Below are 20,594 nucleotides of genomic sequence, written 5' to 3'. Positions count from 1 at the left end.
AAACAGAACTTTTTGCACGTTATAACAAATGCTTATTTGTTTGATTAAAGCTTTGAAATCGATCTCGAGCTCGAAAAATATCTTAAATGATTACAGCTCCTAGTAAACAGTTTATTATTTTCACTAAGAATAAGGAAAATATATGTCTAATAAAAAGTTTTTTGTATTGATGCCAGGTAATTGGCCAGAAGCTGACAAGTATTTATCACGCCCCCTTCTTGGCAGTCAAAAGAATCCAAGCATTCCCTGGATCTCTGTTGCACAAGGTATTGTTGACGGAAAATACGATTTTGTTGAACGAGCATCACTTGACCGTTCACAGAAAGAAAATTATATCTTGGAAGCAAATACTCATGCAGCAAACGAGACCAAAACTTGGACAATAAGTGAACAGGCAGGATTCATTTTCAAAAAACCGTCGCTGTTACGTGCGATTATATCCCTCCAAAGCATAAAAACGATTGACGTGATGGACGATTTATCAACAGAGCAAATTCTTAATAACGAATTTCTAAAAGAAGCTAGTAGACTATGTAAGTCTCCTGATTTGATCTTAATCGTTCCCAAAAGAGGATGGCTACTCGCAGCCCCAGGGAAACCGGGCGATTTTCCAAAAATGATGAAAATGAATAGTATTGCAAGTGGCGTGTTTGGAAGAGCAGAAAATCAAGCAATAAGCAACTCCTGTTTTTTCTGGAATGAAAGTCTAATTGGTTACAATTCATTTGATGGAGCCAGCGGTAGCTTATCTCTAATAAAACCTGAAAAAGAACTGTGGTTTGTCGAGTAGAACTTATCGCTCTCCCTACGAGTAACAATCTTGCCATTACTTGTAGGGACTACTCCTCAGTTTAAACGCCAATAGTTCGTATTCTTACCATTACTTTGTATACTCAAGAAGAATTTCTCTAGCTTTTTCCTTTTCCCCCATCTTTTGATATATATTCGCTATTTCTAAAATGATTTTCCTATTATTAGGAGCAAATTTTCGCGCCGCTTCGAGATCCTCTACCGCTTTTTTATTTCTACCTAAACCCAGATAAGCTTCAGCTCTTGCAAGATAGTAGCTCTTTCTTTTGTCTTGCAAAAGTAATTTAGTACAGTCATTTATGGCTTTTTGGTATTGCCCTTGTTTACTATAAGTGCTCTGCCTTTGAAAATAGCATTTTGATGCGGAATAGCCCAAATCGAGAGCGATAGTAAAACTTTTTGCGGCTTTTGAATATAGTTTTTTTTCTTTGAAAAGTCGCCCGTGTAAATACCAAGTTTGTGCAGTTGTCATTTCATAATAGACTAATGTTTGAATATCAGCGAGAGCAGCTTCCGAGTTTTCTTGTTCGTAATAATAATTTGCACGTGAAGACAAAATAAACGGATTATAGGGTTCGTATTTGAGAGCTGTTTCATAAGCAGTAAGCACATCCTTATGTTTTGATAAAAACTGTAAGGCGGTAGCTTTTGCATCGTAGAGAAAAACAAATGATTTACAAATTCCAAGCCCTTTTTCAATAGAAAGAAATGCTTGTTTGAGGTGAGGATTATTTGGTGAAGCCGATTTTCTATTCTTGATTTTATCAAGATGAGACATCGCCTTGTTGTAGTATTGTATTTCATTATTTACAGGACTGTTGTTTTTCAAAAAAACATTCGCTTTTTGTTGTAAAGATGGTGAAGTCGAAATTAAGTGTCCAAGATAATGTAAAAAACGTGAAAAACTATCATTAGAGTCTAAGTTTATTGCTTTTTTGGTAACTGATATCAATTCTGCAACTTTTTGTTTGCGATGTTTTACCTCAGAAGAAGACATTGCGTAATTTAGCAGAAATTTGGCATGTGTTTGCAAGTAACTTGTGCTTTTAGGTTTATTATCAAAGACAACTCTCCAATCGTGTTTTTGAGCTATCGGGTATTTGTTCACATGATGTAACACTGCGGAGGACTGTTGTACAGGGGACTTTACTTGCTTTTGCTTTTTTATTGGCTTGAGTTCAGGGTTTTTTGGGTAAAAAATAAAAATAAACAACAAACAAAATAAAACCCAAGGAATATAAATAAGTGTACGTGTTTTACGATTAGCAAAACTGTCCAAATCTTTAGCTAAAAAACGCGCACTTTGATAACGGTGCTTCTTATTTTTTGCTAGGCACTTTAGGCATATCTTTTCTAGTTGCCACGGAATTGTTTTATTTATACTGCGAAGAGAAGGAGGAATTTCTTCGATAATACGAACTGAATTCGCAATAGTCACATCAGTAAAAGGATTTCGTTTCGTAAGCAGTTCATAAAGAATGAGTCCTAAAGCATATATGTCAGTACGTTGATCAACTTCTGAGTTTTGAGCTTGTACTTGCTCAGGAGCCATATATTGCAAAGTACCACGAATTACATTATTGTTCGTGGTTTCGTCTATGGATTTTGCCAACCCAAAATCCATGATTTTGGGTATGCCACTTTGTAACATGATATTCGCAGGTTTTAAATCACGGTGAATAATACCTTCACGGTGAGCATGATGGACAGCTTCCGCTATTTGTTGGACTAAACGAACAATCCACTTTATTTCTGGATTAGGTTTTGTGCTTAAATACTGCTGAAGATTTTGACCTGGAATATATTCCATTGCGATGTACGATCGATCTTTGCAATTGCCAAAATCAAAAACAGTAACAACATTATTGTGCTTTAATTTAGCAACTGATTGCGCTTCTTTCGTGGAAAGTGTTCTATTTTGCGATGATAAAAGTTTAAGAGCAATAATACGTCCTAATTTCATATCGTAAGCACTGTAAACTTTCGACATACCTCCTTGGCCTAAAAGTTGATGTGGTTCATAACGGTTATCAACAGTACTTGGCCTTTCATCTTTTCGTAAAAGACCGTATACATCTGCCAAATCATCATTTTTCGACACTTTAGTATCCTTGTTTAGGGCCTGCCATCATACAAAAATTTTATACAAAAATATTCTAGGGTGTGTCATCATTCAATACAGATAAAAATATAACGGATTCATTTAATGATACGCCAGTAGTATTGAGCCCGAGCCCGTTTGCGAGCCCGCGCCCGAAAACTTTTTGAGAGCGACAGAAAGTGATTTATTGGTTCAATACTAGTTTTTTGCGATGGAAAAAGAAACTTTGCTTCTTTGATAAATTGTTAGTGAAAGTTTCGGAAACGGGCTCGGGCTCGAAAAAACACACAATATTTTGAATGATGACACGCTCTAATCTAATTTTTTAAAAAATTCTTTTACTTTTATACGCTTTGCATCAGAGTTAGACGACATTTTTAAATACTTTTTTAGATGTGCCCGTATTTCTAGAACTTCCTCAGGAAAATCATTTTTAAATTCACCAATATCTGCGCCATCAATTTTTGCAAGTAGAGCATTTTTTTTTATCATTGCATACTCATAGTGAATATTTGCATTAATATACTTCGCTTGTTTTTTAAACTTACGATTTTTATTTTTTAAACTTGCTTTTTTACACGCCTGAAAAGCTTCTGTAAAGTTCTCGCTAGCAATGAGTAAATCTATTTTTTGCTTAAGATCATTAACTTCCACAGTCAAGGGATCATTTTTATCTTGGCGGCTTTTTCCTTTGTTCTTCAACTGATCATCTAACCAAGGAATTCTCGCAGGTAATAATTTTGTTATTTCATCTCTTTTTTTACGCAACTCTGTCCATCTATTATTTCCTGCTAAAGATAAAATCTCTACTTCCAAACTCTTTTTCATTTCATTGAGCCGTTGCGCAGCTTGCTTCTTTGTTTCGGAATCTTTGTGAATTTCGACAATAGTGCTATAATTTATATATGCTTTAAGGCGATTACCTTTTGCTTCTAGTAACCGAGCTTCTTTGTATAAAGTATTTGCTCCGCGCGCTTGTTTTTCTTCTTTGAAAAAAACTTCGTAGACATAAAGTCCAAACGAAGCCACGGGAATTAGCACAAATACTCCCCACACTAAGAAGGGATTATTCATTACACTTTTTTCTTCGCTCATCAAAAACTCCCACTATAAAAAATAAGATGTCGACATTTAGAGAAAAAAATAGATTTTTGTTAAGACTCGGACACATTGAATTTTAGACTGATAAATAGGCGTCCCAAATAATCTCACGGTTTGCAAAGGTTTAGAAATGCATTTCGCGGGCACCCATAAAGGATGCCCTTATAGTCTCTATGAGTATTGAATAAATTACTAATTAGCGTACAATTGCTCCAGGGCAAACATCTTTTCCTGGGTGAAGAATAATTGCCTCACCATCGATATCAGCACACAAAATCATTCCTTCACTCATTAAGCCTCTAATTTTTGCTGGTTCCAAGTTAACAAGAACAGGAACTATCTTACCTACAAGATCTTCAGGCGCATAGTATTCTGCCAAACCAGCAATAATCTGCCGTACTTCGTGTCCAATATCTACTTTTAAGTGAAGTAATTTTTTGGTTTTAGCGACTTTTTCTGCTTCTAAAACTTTCCCCATGCGAATGTCAAGAGCAGAGAAATTGTCGTATGAAATTTTATCTTCTTTTAATGGTACTAAGTTTACAGCTGGCTTCTCGTTATTATCTTCTTGCGAAGCACGTAAATTTTCTTCCATTTGTTGAATCACCTTATCTTCAATTTTACTAAAAACACCTTGAGGGTTAGCAATTTTTTGCCCTGCCGGTAAATCTTTTTCTAACTCGCTCCATGATTTAATTCCTTCAGAATAACCTAGCTGTTTCCACAGCTTGTCACAGGATTCAGGAATAACAGGAGATAAAAGTTGTACCACCTTATGAATAAGTTGCGCAGTTACATAAAGTGTATTTCCACAAATGGTACGATCACTTTTTGCCGTTTTCCATGGAGCTTTTTCATCAAAATATTGATTACCAAGTCTTCCCAAATTTACAATTTCCGATATAGCTTGACGCACTTCAAAATCGTCATAAAATTTTGTTACTTTCGCCACAGATTCCTTGGTTTTATTTAATATTTCATTATCACGTGCATCTAAGTCTTCAGGCGTAGGAATTGTATTTTCAAAATTATTGCCCACAAATTTAAGAACGCGATTCGCTAAATTTCCAATAACCCCTAGTAGCTCATTATTACAACGCGCTTGCATGTCTTTCCATGTGAAAGTGAAATCACTTTTCTCAGGAGAATTTGCAGCTAAGTAATAGCGTAAATAGTCCGCCGCAAAATTCTTACAATAATCACTTACCCACACAACATTACCTTTTGAAGTGGAGGCTTTTCCTCCTTCTTCATTATCTAAACCAATATTTAGATATTCATTCGCTGGTATATGCCATGGTAATTGGTAGTTTTTTTTCTGGCCTATAAGCATTGCAGGCCAAATAATAGAATGAAAAGGAATGTTATCTTTGCCCATAAAATGAACAATTTTCGCATCAGGATTTTGCCAATATTCTTTCCATTTATCTTTATTACCTTGTTTTTCAGCCCACTGCATTGTCGAAGAAATATAACCAATAGGTGCATCAAACCACACATATAAAACTTTACCAACAGCGTCATTTAAAGGAACGGGAACGCCCCAATGTAAATCTCTAGTAATTGCTCTTTCTCTTAGACCTTCTTTGAACCATCCCTTGATGAAATTAACGACATTTTCTTTCCAATAATCTTTAGAGTCAATCCACTCCTCTAAGTCTGCCTGAAGAACATCTAATTTTAAATACCAATGTTTTGTAGGAATCTTTTCCAGAGTCTCATTAGAACACAGTTTACACTTAGGGCTTCCCATTTCCATTACTGTGTACTGAGCATTACAAACAGAGCATTCATCTCCTCGTGCTTCTTCATTTCCACACTTAGGACAAGTTCCTTCAACGTAGCGATCTGCAAGAAAACGATCGCAATTTTTACAACGCAATTGATCTTCAATTTTAGAAGAAATGTATCCATTTTTGTTTAACTCAGTAAAAAATTCTCGCGAAAGAGCAGCGTGATCTTTATTGTTTAAATTGCTTGTTCCTGAAAAATTATCAAATTGGATATTAAGGCTTGCGAACCCCTCTTTAATTTCTTCGTGATATCTTTTCACGATAACTCTTGGACTTACATCTTCTTTTTCGGCAGTAATTGTAATTGGTACACCGTACTCATCTGTACCACAAATATAAATGGCATCATCACCACTTAATTTACGAACGCGAGTATATATATCAGCAGGTAAATACGCTCCGGCAATATGTCCAATGTGTAGAGGACCATTTGCATATGGTAATCCAGCTGTAATTGTGTATTTGCAACTCATAGTAAACTTTCTTGTATCAAATATAAAGAAAAAACGTGCACAGGAATAGGACAATTACCTACATCGCTATAGGCATAAAAAACAACCACAGGATAGCAACTGAGATGATAATTATCCTCTAACTATACTCCACTTTTTGCGCTTTTCCCATAAAGTTTTTCGGCTAAAACCTAAAATTTTAGCTAGCTGACTGTCATTATACTTACTCTGGTTTTTAATTACAAATTGTTTGGCGTATTCATCAATCGACAACTCTTGATTGAATAGGCCTTCTAGCTTTTGCGAACGATTTTGCGTAAGGCTTTCAAAATGTTGAGTTGTTAGTTTTTTCTCATCATAAATACTAAGAGAATTGTATAATACATTTTTTAATTCGCGAATGTTTCCTGGCCAATCGTAATTCAAAAGAACATCCATACCGCGGTTATCAACACTTCGTACAATACTTTGATTTTCCTCTGCAAACATCTTCAAAAAATGATCTGCGAGTAAAGGAATATCTTCTTTACGATCACGTAGAGGAGGTAAATCAATTTGTACAACTTTCAAGCGAAAAAATAAATCTCCGCGAAATTCTTGTTTCTCTACTAACTCTTCGAGTATCTTATTCGAGGCAGAAATAATACGCACATCTACTTGAACTTCATCCTTACCACCCAAACGCCGTATACGATTATTCTCTAATACGCGTAGTAACTTTACTTGCATATTTGGGCTCATATCGCCAACTTCATCGAGAAATAAACTACCTTTGTCTGCCAATTCAAATAAACCTTTTTTATCCGCATATGCGTTAGTATATGCTCCTTTATCGTGGCCAAATAATTCATTTTCTAATAAAGAATCAGAAATAGCAGCGCAATTTTCTGACATAAAATTTTCTTTGTTACGCGGGCTGTTATAATGAATTGCACGCGCCACTAATTCTTTTCCAGTACCGCTCTCTCCTTGAATTAGTACTGGAATATTTTTGCTACTTACTTTATCAACAATATTAAACAAATCCTGAATTTTTTGGCTTTTACCTATAATATTGCGATAACTATACCTTGTTGCCAACTCTTGTTTATTGCGATGCAAAATTAACTTTACATCACTAAGCTCTTCTTCCTGGCGCTTGACTTTTTTCGATAACTTAGTGTTCGCTTTTCCTAATTGCTTATTGAAGGCCTCAATTTCTTTTTGCTTTTCTATATTATCCTGGATCAACCTAGCATTCTCTACCGCGAGCGCTGCTTGGACCGCGAAAGCACTAAGAAGGTTTTTTTCTTTTTCAGAGAAAACAGATGTTTCAAAGCGATTATCAATGTAGACAGCGCCAAGTATCTTCTCGTGACTTGCAAGAGGAACAGCAAGTATTGAATATAAGTTTAGTTCAGCAACGCTTCTATAACCGTTAAACCGTTCATCTTCCATTGCGTTTTCCGAAAGTATCGGCAAACCAGTCTTTATCACTTGCTCTGTAATAGAATGACTTACTTCAAATTCAGGATTCTCAATATACTCTTTTTCAAAATTGCGCGCGACCTCAAACGCTTTTTCTGTATTGCGTAAAATAATAAAACCACGCTCTGCTTTTGTTAATTCTATAGCTGTATCCATAATAAAATCGAGTAGTTTCTTTAGATCTCGTTCGCGCAGAAGTTTTTTATTGATATCAAGTAATTTCTTCAAACTAGAGTTTTCAACTCTTAATGAGCTTAAGTGATCATTTCCCATAGACTCTTCATAAGAAGAAACAACATCTGAGTACTGCAATTCATCTACATCAATAGGAAGTTCCGTAGTCAATATCGACAACATTTTTTCTAAAGACTTTGGACCTGCAGTGCTATAAAAACTCTCTATTTTTTCTTGTGGTAGTCCTTCTAAACAAAAATCAATGGTTTTTTTTGCTGCTTGGTATTTCTGAACAGCCCCTTGTATATTACCTTGTGCCCGCAAAGTATTGCCATACTCGTAAAATATTTTCCACTGAAATTCGTTAAATTTTAAACTTTCGCAAATTTTCAATGTTCGATCTAATAACAAAATAACAGTTTCGGGATTTTGTTCGCTATAAACCTTAATTTTTGCTAAATCGACAGCCACTTGTAATTGAGGCCATTTCAGCCTTTCTGAAATTTTTTCTACCGCAGAAATATAACCTTCCGCTTCTTGAATATCATTGTGTTGTACTAAATTCTCAATCAATTGTGTCGTCGCTAAACACACAGATGCATCTTCATCAAGTTTTTGAAATACCTTAATCGCTTTATCCAAATATATTTCAGCTTCTTCATTTTGTTTTCCTGCGAAAAGAGCAGCACTTTTTACACGATAATACTGAGCCATTAAAATTTCGAGATGGTTATCTAATGATATTTTAAAAGCACGTTCTAGCAAAAATTCAGCCTTATCATAGTCACCAATAGCAATATTTAATTCACTAAGGCCCAATAAGCAAATAGCTTCTTGGTAAGGATTCTTTACTTGTTCCCATAAACCCAAACTATGTTGATAACTTTCAAGGGCTTGGGCATATCGGCTTTCTATTTTTTTACGCTCTCCAAGCAAACAAGATAAAAGAGCAAGACTTGCTGTGTGGTTAAGTTGCTGCGAGATCTCTTTACCTCGCAAAATGAAGTTATCAATATAAGGAGTCTGTTCCCACAATTCGCGAAAAGCAAGCACTTTACAATAGAATTCAACCACAACTTTTTTATTGGTCATATGTGAAAAATTGTCGATAATAAAATACAAAGACTTTTGGGTATTATCAATAGCTCTTTTTATGTCTCCCTTTGCCAAAAAAATTCGAGCATGAACAAAGTAATATAAAGCCTCATCTAGATTTTTTTCGACAAGCATTTTTTTGGATTTTTGATGATACTCTTCGGCAGTAGTAAGTTCTTCTTCTTCACACAGTAATTCTGCTAATCTCAAAAAAGAAAAAGCAGATGGAGTGTCATTTACTATTTCATAGTAAATTTGTTTTGCTTCTTCGTAGCGATGTAAGTGATATAGAATTTCAGCCAACCACATTTTGTCTTTTTCTGAATCCTTCAAAACAGTAATGTAATCGTTGAGTTTTTGATAATGATAAGTAGTAAAACCTGAAGACACAATGTAATAACAGCATTTCTGAATATATTCAAACCATTTCTCTTCACTAAAATTCTCTTTAGGTAAATTTGAAAGCAAAAAGTAAAATGCTGGATCCTGCAAAGTCTCTATAGATTTTGCTAATCGTAATTCAATATCATTTTTTTCGTTTATGTGCTTCTGTAAACACATCGCTGTAGTTGTACTATAAAAATCAATAGAAAAATTTGAAGACACTCGAATAATAGAATAAAAAGACAAATAATAAAGTGCAGATATAACTTCTTCTCCATTTGTTCCTATTACCTGAAATAGAGTTTCGATAGGTACAGGATTTTGGGCAATAGAAATAATGTTGAGTATTTTTTCACATAAAGGAGGCAAAGTTTCAATGTGCTGCAAAATGGCATTTTCTAATGTTTGCGGAAGTCGGATATTTTCAACATCTATGCACCACTCTTCTTCTTCCATGTAAAGAGTACCTTTTCGCAACATACTACGAAAAGTTTCGTATATATGCAACTTATTACCACGACTTACCTTATGGAGCCTTGATGCAAATTTCTCAGGAATATAATCCATTCGTAGTATAGAAGAAATACACTGGCCTGTTTCTTCTAAAGAAAATGGGCTTAACCCTAAGTGAACAAGATAAGGTTTTAGTTCGTCTTCGTGGACTTGATCATCAAAAAAATTCTGTAGTAGATGATTGTTCTCAGGTTGTTTATAGGTTACCACCATAAAAAGGCGCGGAAAACTTTGTCTATTTTCCAACTCGTCTTTTGTTCTATTCCATATATATTTAACTATATCTACTGTTGCTAAATCTGCTAAATGAAAATCATCAAACAAAAGTATAAGAGGATTCTTACGTGAATAGTCAATAATGGCTTGCGCTATTCTTTCTTTTGTTTGCAAATTGAGTTCTTGCTGAGAAATATTTATGTGAAGAGGAATATTACTTTTATCAAATTCGGGAAACAAAAATTCATCATTTATTAACGAACGTAAGATATCATGAAAAACAACAATAGCATTATTGACTTTTCTTTTCAGTGGAACATAGTTGCACTGTATACGATGAGAACTTGCAAGACTAGCTACTTGCGAAAGAAATTGGCTCTTGCCTTGGCCATAATCTCCTTCCACCAAAAAAGCTAAGGATTGATGAGCTTTTTTAGATTGCTTTGATATGCGGGCGAGAATTGAATTTATATTCTCGTGAATAGATTGTTCACCAATAAAGCAAGTCTTTAAATAACTCAAGTTTTGAGTAATAGAAAGGGATTGTCCTGAGAACTCTTCAATGTAATTGATTAATTCGCCCAAAGTGATTCTATTTTGCGGAAGTATTTCTGTGCTTTTACGAATGATTTTTGCTAAAAAAGCATCCATCTCAGCAAAAAACTTTTCTTGCGGCAGGCTCTGATTATGTAAAGTACCACTAGCTATTTTATATAAAGTCATTCCTGCAGAGTAAACGTCACAAGAAGAGTCATGCTCAAATCCATATTTAAGCTCTGGAGCAGTATAACACGAATTACTAAGAAAACTATGTCCTAAAGGTATAAGCCCTACATCAAGCAAAGATACATTATCATCCTCGTCTATTAAAATATTATAAGGAGAAATGTTGTAATGAAACACTCGTTTGCCATGTAGAACAGGCAATATAGCTAATACTTTTCCAATATAAGTAACAAGCTCCTCTACATTTGAATTATCATTTGCTAAAAGCCTTTGGTTGTTACTTAAGGGGGTAGCAAAATAACACGCATAAGTATCTTCATAACGAGCAGCTGGATTTTTTATTAGCGTATGCCCAAAATCACTAGCAACTTCAACTCCTGGACATGTCAACTTCTGTAACCAGTTGTAGTAATTTCGATAAAACACAAGCACTTGTTTCCATAAATTTTGTCGCGTAATTTGTGGAAACAGCAAAACTCTTAAATACATACTAGTAGATTTAAGATTATCATAGGTTAAATAGAGCAATGAGTTTTCAGATTTATATAAAGTTTCTTTAACTTCGTATCTGTTATTTATAATTAAGGGTTGCATAGTTTAACCACTCAAAACTTGTGTTTTTCATCGGAAAGTAGATTCTGCACCTCTTTTAGATCGTACAACATCTGTGCAACATTTTGGTAACGAAATTCTTTATTTTTCGCAAGAGCTTTTGTACATATTTTTTGCAATGATTCAGGGACATCGCTTTTGTAGGTAGATAAGGAGGCTGGTTCTTTTGCTAAGATTTTATACATAAAGTGAAAAGAATATACGCCCTTTTCTATAAAAGGAGGTCTACCAACAAGCATATAGTAAAGAATACAACCTAACGAATATATATCACTTCGTTCATCTATAAAACTAACTAACCCTTGAGCTTGTTCAGGAGACATATACTGCAAAGTCCCCATAACCATTCCGGTATGAGAAATTTTTTTGTTTTTTACGCTTACTTTTGCTAAACCAAAATCCATGATACATGGATTTTGATCTTTAACCATGATATTGTCTGGCTTCAAGTCTCGATGAACCACTCCACAACGATGTGCGTAATGCATTGCTTCGCAGATTTTTATAAACACTTGTATTATTTGCTTATAATTGCTCTCTGTTTTCACATAGTCTTTTAAAGATTTCCCTTCAATTAACTCCATAGAAAAGTACGGTTGACCACTTTCATGACCGAAATGATATACTTTTATAATATATGGATGTTGAAGTGTAGCAGTCGTTTTTGCCTCGCGTATAAATCGTTCCGTACTTTCTTGCGAAGCCTTATCTGCAGAAATAATTAATTTTAGGGCAACATCTTTTTTTAATTGTGGATCATAAACTTTATATACAGTTCCCATACCACCACTACCAAGTCTGGTAATTACTTTATAACGTCCAAAATAACTACCAGACTCTAATGATGATATAACTTCTACGTATTCTAAGCTTGATGTAGATAATTCGTCTTCAGCGCCCCAAAAGGAGAACATTTCAGATGGATCATCACATTCATCGTGCAATATTATTCCTCGCTTTTATCTTCTTCTGTTTCGGTTGTAACGCGACGCATCATCGGAAAAGCAATTACATCGCGAATAGATGGTTGATCAGTCAACAAAATAACTAAACGATCTATTCCTAGACCAACACCACCTGTCGGCGGCATTCCCATCGATATTGCATTTATAAAATCCATATCAATAGGATGGTGAACTGTGCCTTCTTGGTCCATACTAAGCTCGTCAAATTTTCGTTGATTTGTAAATCTCTCGTACTGCTCTACTGGATCTGTTAATTCCGAATAAGCATTACCTATTTCCATACCAACAACTAGTGGTTCAAAACGCTCTACTAGTTTAGGATTACCACGCTTTGCTTTAGTTAGCGGAGAAATATCTAGTGGATGATCCATAATAAACGTAGGCTGAATAATCTTGTCTTCACACAGTTCTTCAAATAAAAAATTAACACCATGCCCCCAAGAAAAGTCTTTCTTCATTTTCTCATCTTTGTCAATCTCTTTTACTTTTTCTCGCAACTCTTCGTCACTCATTTCTTCCACATCTATATTTGCGAATTTTTTAATCGCACCGATCATTGTTAAGCGATCCCATGGTGGAGCAAACTCAAGCTCTGTACCTTGGTACGTGATTTTTGTATCCCCTGTGACTTTCTTTACAACAGTAGAAACAAGCGTTTCAAATTGGTCCATTTGATAGTTGTAATCAGTAAGAGCTTCGTACCACTCCATCATTGTGAATTCTGGATTGTGAGAGCGATCAATCCCTTCATTGCGAAAGTTTTGACAAATAGTAAAAACTTTAGGAAAACCACCAGCAATAAATTTTTTAAGTGGTAATTCTGGAGATATGCGCAAGTATGCATCTTGATTTGAAAGAGCCTGAATATTAGTCTCGAAAGGCTTTGCAGCAGCACCACCGTACAACATTTCAATAGTAGGAGTAGTTACCTCTAAAAATTCGCGATCTTCCATAAAACTACGTATTGTAGAAATAATACGCGATCTTGTCACCATTGTCTCGCGCGATTTTTTATCTGTAATCCAGCGAATATAAGGTTGACGATATAAAGTTTCCGCATCAGAAAGCTGATAATAAGATTCTTCACCTTTTGATTTCGATATAGGAACAGGAACTACAGCTTTCGACAACACCGACATTTCTTTTCCATTGATACTAAGTTCGCCCATTTTGGTTACAAAAACTTTCCCAGTTACACCCAACCAGTCACCCATATTGAGTTGTAAAAGAGCTTGCCAATTCTCATCTCCGAGAATTTGTTGTTTCATATAAAGTTGTATGCGACTATCAAAATCTTCGATGTCCATAAAAAATACTTTTTTACCTTGGCGACGCAAAGCAGTAATTCTTCCAGCAACAGAAACATCTTGTTCCATTAATTCTTCTTGTTTTTCGCGAACTTCGCTTAGTTTATGAGATGTCTTAAATTCGTACGGATAAGGAGTTATCCCCATGTCTAAGAGTGCTTGCCTTTTTTCTAGTAACTCCTCATTAAACGGTGTTTCCACTTTTGTTCCTTTCTTGGTTTTTTCATTTTTCAAATTATAGTATCGTAGTCGTTATCATAAGGTTATAGCATGCGCTTAGCTACGCAAAAGCATATTGTCTTTACGCGATGCCCACCTTGCTTGCTTACAAACTTCCTCTCTATGAGAGAAAATTTATGTTTTTTTGTAAAAAATGGCTGCGAGCTGCGAGTTTTGCTAAAGCGTGTCATCTTTGTATGATGACCTCGCTTGCGTTTTTTTTGTAGGAAACAAAATGACTTTGTTAATCTTTCTACGCGCTACTACTCACACTGTTTTTAAATAGTTCATTGATACTTGGCATTATGTTATTTAACTTATCTTGTGCTACTTTTGCCCATTGATGATCTGGATCTAAACGAAGAATGCAATCACAAGAAACTAGAGCATCGCCAAAATTACTTCTTTTCACATTCTTTTGTACGTGTTTCTTGTATGCCGCAATAGCTTCTTTTTGTTTATCGAGTTTTTCGTACACTTTACCTAACTCGTAATAACAAATTATATTAGAATTGCGATCTAAAGATAAAACTTTGCGGAAAGCTTTTACTGCTTGCCACAATTTATCTGCTCCCATACTCAAATAACCTGTTAACATAAGCTCGTTCATTGCTTGTAGAAAATCTTTTTCTTTTTCAAGTATTTCGGCCTTTTTTAAACGCGTAGCGTAGTTAGATGGCTCATAAGATAAAAGGCGATCAAATGCTTTTAATGCCTGATTTATATCACTGTTATTAGCAGCCGTTGTACCAAGATTAAATAATTCTTGAACCGCTTCTCTTTCGCGCTTTACTTTCAGGTAAGACTCAGCTAAACGCAGTCTATTTTCAAAATCCAAAGGTTTTAATGTCGTTAGGTCTTTTAAAGCTTCAATAACTAAGTTGAGTTCTGTATTGTCATTTGCTTTAGAGAGTAATTCTTCGAGGTTTTGAATAGCTAAGTCGTTCTTATTCTCTTTTATATAAGCTTTTGCTAGCCACTCTCTTGCTACTAAATTACTAGAATCTATATTTATAATCTTTTGGCTTATACCAACAAGTAAAGTTACCAACTTTTTATCGATATTGCTTTCTTTAGTTATTTTGCGACCTATAGCGAGATAGTAATCCATTGCTTCTTGAGTTTTCCCTACTTCGTGATATATTTCAGCAACTTCTTTACGCGCTTCTAAATTATCTTGGTCCATTGAAATTATTTTTTCATAGGCGCCAATCGATGCTTCGCGATTTTCAGAATCGCTCACTTTATCGGCTAAAGAGCGATATGTATCGATAGCATTTTGACGCTCTCCTTCTTCCCTATAAAGGTTTCCCAAAAGATCTAAACCACTTAAATTGTCAGGAACACGTTCTATTGATTCACGTAAAAGTACAATAGCACGTCTTCTGTCACCGCGCAGAGCTAGCCATCTAGAATAGTTAGTAGTTGTTTCACTATAATTTTCCAAACGACTCATTTTAGGTAGAATAGTGATTAATCTTTCCTGGGCATCAAAGTTATCAGGAGTTAAATGAGTAACCATTTCAAAAGAATTTGCGGCCTTATGATACACTTTTGAATCGAGGTAATGGTAACCTAATTCTAAATATTGTCTCGCAGCTTTATCTTTCATTCCCATTGCTTCATAAGAGCGAGCAAGCCACAAAGTAATTTCAGCACTTTTTTCACCTAATTCTTCAGCGCGTTCATATAGTTTAATTGCTTTATATTTATTCTCGCGAAAAATATCGAGTTTCGCCATACGTGCCAAATCAGGGCCACTACGAAAAGATATATTTCCTTGTTGCAATAAATTTGCAATTGCTTTCATTGCTACAAAAGGACTTAAGCGAACTTGGTCTAAAATTTCTTCTACATCGCGAAAACCATCAATTAAGTTCAAAACAGCTGTTTCATCTTCTTCAGGCTCTTCTTTAACTTCTTCTTTCATTTCAGGAATATCGGCTTTTGACGAAATAATCTCTAAAATAATTTTCCATTCATCATAACGTCTTGCTGCTTCAAGAAGTACCATGCCGGTGTTCATTGCCATATCAATATCTAAAATTTCCATGTCAAAGAGCATCGCTTGAGGATCTCCTTCCTCAAACTCGCAATGGCAATCTTCCCATGTGAAAAGCTCGCAAATTTCTTCCAGTATTTGGAATTGGCAAACTTCTATAACAAGCTGTTTTCCTTCATCTGCTTCTTCTAAAAGCAATGAAGCCATAGACTTTCCTGTCGATTTTTGTTGTGCACACATTTCTTGGTAGGATTCTTCATCTAATCCTGGATGCCTCTTCAATCCTTCTGCTAAGATAGAAGGCTTTTGTGGGGAAGAAACCTGTTGAATATCACCTTTACGAAAATACACATACTTCTCACCTAAATCGCTTTGGACTTTCAAAGTACCAGTGTTCATGTCATTTGATATACTTTGAAACAGGTTGGGAAGTCCAACTATATCTAAGCCACTTTTTGAACTCATAATACACCCACACAAAAATAGAATATGATATCATTGTTTAGAGATGAAGTTATTAATCAACAAGTGTAAAACAGCTAACTAATAATACATCCTACATTATGGTCTGGAGATGCCTTTACGTTTTTTTACGCTTTTTTCAGGACCACATTACATGAAAACTAAATGTTAATGCGCCCAAGCACTTCCTTATTGTAGCAATTGATAAACATTGTGACAAAAGTTTTTTACTTTGCACATCTATCAAATATTTTATTTGCCGTTAAGATTCCAATCGTATGTTGCATACTTAATCGACCATTTACTATAATTTTCGCTAATCTTATTTTTAATATTTTCTGGAGCAAACCGACAAATAAACATAAGTAAACGTATATTTTCGGAAGCCTTTTGATAATCCTCACCAAACCACTTTAATTTTGTTGCTAGTTCTTCGCGAACAAAATCACCTCGAAACCAGTCCAGTATAGAACTTACGTACACAACACTACCATCTACTTTTAAATTTTCTTCGCGACTAAAAAAATCTTTAGCTACAGCTGTTAACTGCTCCTCAATAATGTCACCATCATATGCTTTGTTATACAAATGAGGACAACCAATACTTGCACAAACAATTCCAAAATGAATACGCGGCTCTATGAAATTTTTGCGCAAAATATCGTGCTCTAATTGATTTAAACTAAATGTTTCTTTACCCACTTGCCAACGAATAGCATCCCAACGTTTTGCTTTAGGTATATCGTTAATACTAGTAATATTGGGATAGTATTCGAGAATAAGTTTTACAGTAAAAGCGTTATAAGCATTAATATATGCTGCAAGCAAATGATCGCGAGCAACTTTATCTACTTGCATTGTTTTAAAAAAATCAATAGTGTGGTCAAGACTTGTCTCATCATTTTTCCATTTAGCATAAGAAACAAAACCACTCTTTACATACTTTTGTAAATCTTCATTCCATTTTAAAAAAGATAACGTTTTCCCTTTGTCTTGATAAATCTCCCCGGCAACAACTACTGGTGGGTAAAACAATGTTCTTATAAGAGAACAACCTACAATTATTAATACAGCAACAGTAATTAAAATAATTACGCTTGTTTTTTTCATTGTTCACCTCGCAAAATTTTTAGACTAAACATTTTAGTTATTGTCAGCGTCTCTATACGTAAATGCAGTACTTCAGAAAACACAAAACCTTTTTATCACTGCTTTTGTTAGACAACTAAACCTTTTTATTACCACTACCGTCTTTTAAACAAATGCAACTTGATAAAGCACCAAAAACCTGTTGGTCAATAATCGACTAGATCTCCTAGGTTTAAACTGCAAAGGTTGGAAAGGTCAGAATGTCAGAGAAAATTGAAAACTTAGCCTCATCTTTACAAAAAGGAAATATGGAAGTTTTTCCCGAAATAATGGAGCACTACCGTCCTATTATGTACAGGATTGTATTTGCTATAACACGTTCACAAGATGATACAGAAGACATTATACAAGAAACGTTTGTCATTATGTTAGAGAAAATTGAACAGTGGCATGGAAAAAACTTTCATGCTTGGGTTTTGCGTATTGCAAAAAATTTATCCATAGATCATCTACGTAAAAAGCGAGTTAAGCTCAAAAATTTACCTCGACATTATTACTTACTACAAAGCTTATCATCGCAAAAAGACGTACTGATAGAGAAGGAACAAATAGATATCTTGCATTCTATTATTGATAGTTTACCTCCCAAGCAAAAACAAATTTTATATTTAAAACACTTTCAAAAAATGTCTATTCGTGATATCGCAGTAGAAACGGGTTGTGCTGAAGGTACGGTAAAAGCAACACTGTTTCAGACGTTAAAAAAACTCAAAAACCAATTCAAAGAACAAGGATTAATGGAGTAGAAAGGTACGTTCATGGAATGTTTGGCAGTACAACAAGAAATGGCAAGCTATCTTTATCATGAAATGCCTAATGAACAAAAGATTGTTTGGGAAAATCATATAGAGAGTTGCGAAGTTTGTGCCCAAGAACTAGTCGAATTACAACAGGTATTAAACATCGTTTCGCAAAGCTCAGAAAAAAGTTGGCAAGTGAAAAGCACTAAAAGTAGCCGCGTAATTTTTATGCGCCTTTTACCTATCGCAGCTGTTTTACTATTTTCTTTTGTTCTTGGCTTTGTTTTAGGAAAACTATATTTACCAAAAAGTAACAACCTTGTCGTAAAAAAAACTAATATCAATGAAATATTGATGATACTCGCTCAAAATCAGAAATACCGAGATTCTTTGTCTCAAGGTCAATTAAAGCTTATACAAACAATGGAAAAAAAACTTGTTCAAAGCACCAAACTACAACAACAAATAGATGATTTACACATACTCGAAGAGATTTTTTATACATCAAGTAAAAACAAGATAATAAGCGCTCAACAAAGTTTTTTAAAAAAATATTCCGAAGGGTTTTTAGCAGCTCCTATTCGTATATCTCTTGCAAAAAATTTATACAGAAACAAGCAATATGACAAAGCACAAAAAGTCTACAATGAAATCCTCGCAGACACTTTTTTAGACCCGAGTGAACGCGGAAAATACATGTGGAATTTAGCACAATGTCACGAAATGGGTAGCACTTCTTATTTTCGTATACTCAAGGAACTAGAAAAAGAAGACTCATATGGAAGTTATTCATGGCAGGCGTGCAAAGGATTAGCAGACCATGATTTTAAACAACTACAATTTTTAGCAGCTTATGAACGTTACAAAAAATACTTGCAAAAAAGTATGCTCAACGATGAGAAAATAAAACTACGAATTAATTGGATGCAACACCATGAACGCGACAATTATTATCCTCTTACTCTATATGTTCGTGCTAAAGAACAGCAAGAGTATTACGGATTAAAAACTATAATCACACAATACCCAGATTCACCCTTGGCAAGTCGTGCATTTAAATTGTATTTAAAAAACCAAGAAATGCCTCTACAGAAAATACGTAAACCTTTTCCGAAGAATCACAACGCAACTACCTTAGCCTCTTATTTAGAGGAAGTATCTCAGAACACAGAACAAGAAGAAATATCTAAATTTGCAAAATACTGGCAAGCAAAAATATACGAACAACAATTACGAGATTTTCCTCGTGCTTTAGAAATCTACAAAAAAATTATGGAAAAAAGTAATAATTACCGCTTGCAAGAAATTGCATACGAGAGAGTTAATTATATACTAAATACCGAAAGGAAGTAATTATGTTCAGAGTTTATACATTTATTACAATTATAATGATTGTGCTATGCGCACAAAATGATATTAAAACATCCGAAGTTAATTTAAGAACGTTTATCGATCATGTTGCAAAAAAGACAGGTAAAACTCTAATTTACGATCTATCAGTAAGCTCTAAAAAACTTCACATTGCCAATATAAAAGCTGAATCAAGTGAAGAACTTCTTAGTATATTGCACTCGTACTTAGAGTTTAACGGTTATTTCATAGAAAAAGTAGGAGAAGGGAACAGCGAAGTATTAAAAATCAAAAGATCGATACAGGGACCATGGACATCGACTCCTTTGATTTATAATAAAGAAGAGCTAGATGCTGTCGCTCGTACAGATAGATTTATTACGATGGTAATTGACTTGAAGTACATTTCATCTCGCGAAGTGCAAACAACTCTACGTGCGCTTAGAATTATAAACCCACAAGGTGGCAATCTTGCTGGCATAGAAGGCTCTAACGCACTTTTAGTAACAGACTATGCGCCCAACGTAAAAAGAGTGTACGAAGTTGTTTCGAGAATGGACCGCAAAAAAAATGTCGATATAATAGACCAGAAATTTGCTATAGAAAACAAGACTATTTCCGTAAAGTTAACTGATGGCAATAGTCATTATCTCTCCATTAAATTAAGCAAGAATATATCAGTTGTTGTCAAAGATGAAAATGACAATATTCTAGCTAACGGTAATGGTTCTCATTCGAGATTGTGGTTAAATCATCATATGCAAAACAGCGTAAGCAAAAAAATTCAAATTGAATTGGAAGCATTGAGACAAGACTACTCTGAAATCGAAGTCAAGATAAGTAAAGAAGATAACAAAAAAGATAAAGTAATTTGGGATTTTTCCGCTTTTCGCACTCTTGCTAAAGGCAAAATGATTAAATTTACATTGTTACTGTCCGCGAAGTAACCTTTATTT

12 protein-coding genes are annotated in these 20,594 nt (G+C 34.7%); 4 read left to right on the top strand and 8 right to left on the bottom strand.

Translation table 11 applies throughout. The annotated features are described in order from the left end of the window. Positions 1–142 precede the first annotated feature (142 nt). The gene (locus tag UABHE_RS32310) at positions 143–790 is read left to right on the top strand and encodes a hypothetical protein (protein ID WP_372367586.1); all 648 of its coding nucleotides are present in this window, start codon (positions 143–145) and stop codon (positions 788–790) included. 90 nt (positions 791–880) lie between these two features. Here the strand turns inward: UABHE_RS32310 and UABHE_RS32305 are convergent, their stop codons facing one another. The 8 genes from UABHE_RS32305 to UABHE_RS32270 all read right to left on the bottom strand — a co-directional run bounded on the left by UABHE_RS32305 (position 881) and on the right by UABHE_RS32270 (position 17,509). Then, the gene (locus tag UABHE_RS32305; protein WP_372367585.1) at positions 881–2,911 is read right to left on the bottom strand and encodes a protein kinase; all 2,031 of its coding nucleotides are present in this window, start codon (positions 2,909–2,911) and stop codon (positions 881–883) included. 312 nt (positions 2,912–3,223) lie between these two features. Continuing rightward, a complete protein-coding gene (locus UABHE_RS32300; RefSeq protein ID WP_372367584.1) occupies positions 3,224–4,006 on the bottom strand; it encodes a hypothetical protein in 783 nt (260 codons plus the stop codon). A gap of 202 nt (positions 4,007–4,208) precedes the next feature. After that, positions 4,209–6,278, bottom strand: coding sequence for a methionine--tRNA ligase (metG, locus tag UABHE_RS32295; protein WP_372367583.1), 2,070 nt, complete (start codon positions 6,276–6,278; stop codon positions 4,209–4,211). A gap of 111 nt (positions 6,279–6,389) precedes the next feature. After that, a complete protein-coding gene (locus UABHE_RS32290; RefSeq protein ID WP_372367582.1) occupies positions 6,390–11,426 on the bottom strand; it encodes a sigma 54-interacting transcriptional regulator in 5,037 nt (1,678 codons plus the stop codon). Between the two features lie 11 nt (positions 11,427–11,437). Further along, on the bottom strand, positions 11,438–12,388 hold the full coding sequence (locus UABHE_RS32285; protein ID WP_372367581.1) for a serine/threonine-protein kinase: 951 nt from the start codon (positions 12,386–12,388) through the stop codon (positions 11,438–11,440). A 2-nt stretch (positions 12,389–12,390) separates the two neighbouring features. Continuing rightward, on the bottom strand, positions 12,391–13,917 hold the full coding sequence (gene lysS, locus UABHE_RS32280) for a lysine--tRNA ligase (RefSeq protein WP_372367580.1): 1,527 nt from the start codon (positions 13,915–13,917) through the stop codon (positions 12,391–12,393). 271 nt (positions 13,918–14,188) lie between these two features. After that, entirely contained in the window at positions 14,189–16,402 is a 2,214-nt protein-coding gene (locus UABHE_RS32275; RefSeq protein ID WP_372367578.1) for a tetratricopeptide repeat protein, read from the bottom strand. A 249-nt stretch (positions 16,403–16,651) separates the two neighbouring features. Beyond that, a complete protein-coding gene (locus tag UABHE_RS32270; RefSeq protein WP_372367577.1) occupies positions 16,652–17,509 on the bottom strand; it encodes a DUF547 domain-containing protein in 858 nt (285 codons plus the stop codon). A gap of 239 nt (positions 17,510–17,748) precedes the next feature. Here UABHE_RS32270 and UABHE_RS32265 point away from each other — a divergent pair, with 239 nt between their 5' ends. Genes UABHE_RS32265 through UABHE_RS32255 form a run of 3 tightly spaced genes read left to right on the top strand, consistent with a single transcriptional unit; the run spans position 17,749 to position 20,585 of the window. Beyond that, positions 17,749–18,294: an RNA polymerase sigma factor gene (locus UABHE_RS32265; protein ID WP_372367576.1), complete on the top strand. Its 546-nt coding sequence runs from the start codon at positions 17,749–17,751 to the stop codon at positions 18,292–18,294. Between the two features lie 12 nt (positions 18,295–18,306). Continuing rightward, on the top strand, positions 18,307–19,641 hold the full coding sequence (locus UABHE_RS32260; protein WP_372367574.1) for a hypothetical protein: 1,335 nt from the start codon (positions 18,307–18,309) through the stop codon (positions 19,639–19,641). Between the two features lie 2 nt (positions 19,642–19,643). Continuing rightward, on the top strand, positions 19,644–20,585 hold the full coding sequence (locus tag UABHE_RS32255; protein ID WP_372367573.1) for a secretin N-terminal domain-containing protein: 942 nt from the start codon (positions 19,644–19,646) through the stop codon (positions 20,583–20,585). Positions 20,586–20,594: the final 9 nt, after the last annotated feature.

This window comes from Candidatus Uabimicrobium helgolandensis (genome assembly GCF_041508025.1).
In the GTDB taxonomy this organism is placed as follows: Bacteria; Planctomycetota; Uabimicrobiia; order Uabimicrobiales; family Uabimicrobiaceae; genus Uabimicrobium; species Uabimicrobium helgolandensis.
This window is presented reverse-complemented; position numbering and strand designations above follow the sequence as displayed.

Excerpts from the sequence above, each read along its gene's own strand:
- UABHE_RS32310 (WP_372367586.1), top strand. The coding sequence starts at position 143 with ATGTCTAATAAAAAGTTTTTTGTATTGATGCCAGGTAATTGGCCAGAA.
- UABHE_RS32300 (WP_372367584.1), bottom strand. The coding sequence starts at position 4,006 with ATGAGCGAAGAAAAAAGTGTAATGAATAATCCCTTCTTAGTGTGGGGA.
- metG (WP_372367583.1), bottom strand. The coding sequence starts at position 6,278 with ATGAGTTGCAAATACACAATTACAGCTGGATTACCATATGCAAATGGT.
- UABHE_RS32290 (WP_372367582.1), bottom strand. The coding sequence starts at position 11,426 with ATGCAACCCTTAATTATAAATAACAGATACGAAGTTAAAGAAACTTTA.
- UABHE_RS32275 (WP_372367578.1), bottom strand. The coding sequence starts at position 16,402 with ATGAGTTCAAAAAGTGGCTTAGATATAGTTGGACTTCCCAACCTGTTT.
- UABHE_RS32270 (WP_372367577.1), bottom strand. The coding sequence starts at position 17,509 with ATGAAAAAAACAAGCGTAATTATTTTAATTACTGTTGCTGTATTAATA.
- UABHE_RS32265 (WP_372367576.1), top strand. The coding sequence starts at position 17,749 with ATGTCAGAGAAAATTGAAAACTTAGCCTCATCTTTACAAAAAGGAAAT.
- UABHE_RS32260 (WP_372367574.1), top strand. The coding sequence starts at position 18,307 with ATGGAATGTTTGGCAGTACAACAAGAAATGGCAAGCTATCTTTATCAT.
- UABHE_RS32255 (WP_372367573.1), top strand. The coding sequence starts at position 19,644 with ATGTTCAGAGTTTATACATTTATTACAATTATAATGATTGTGCTATGC.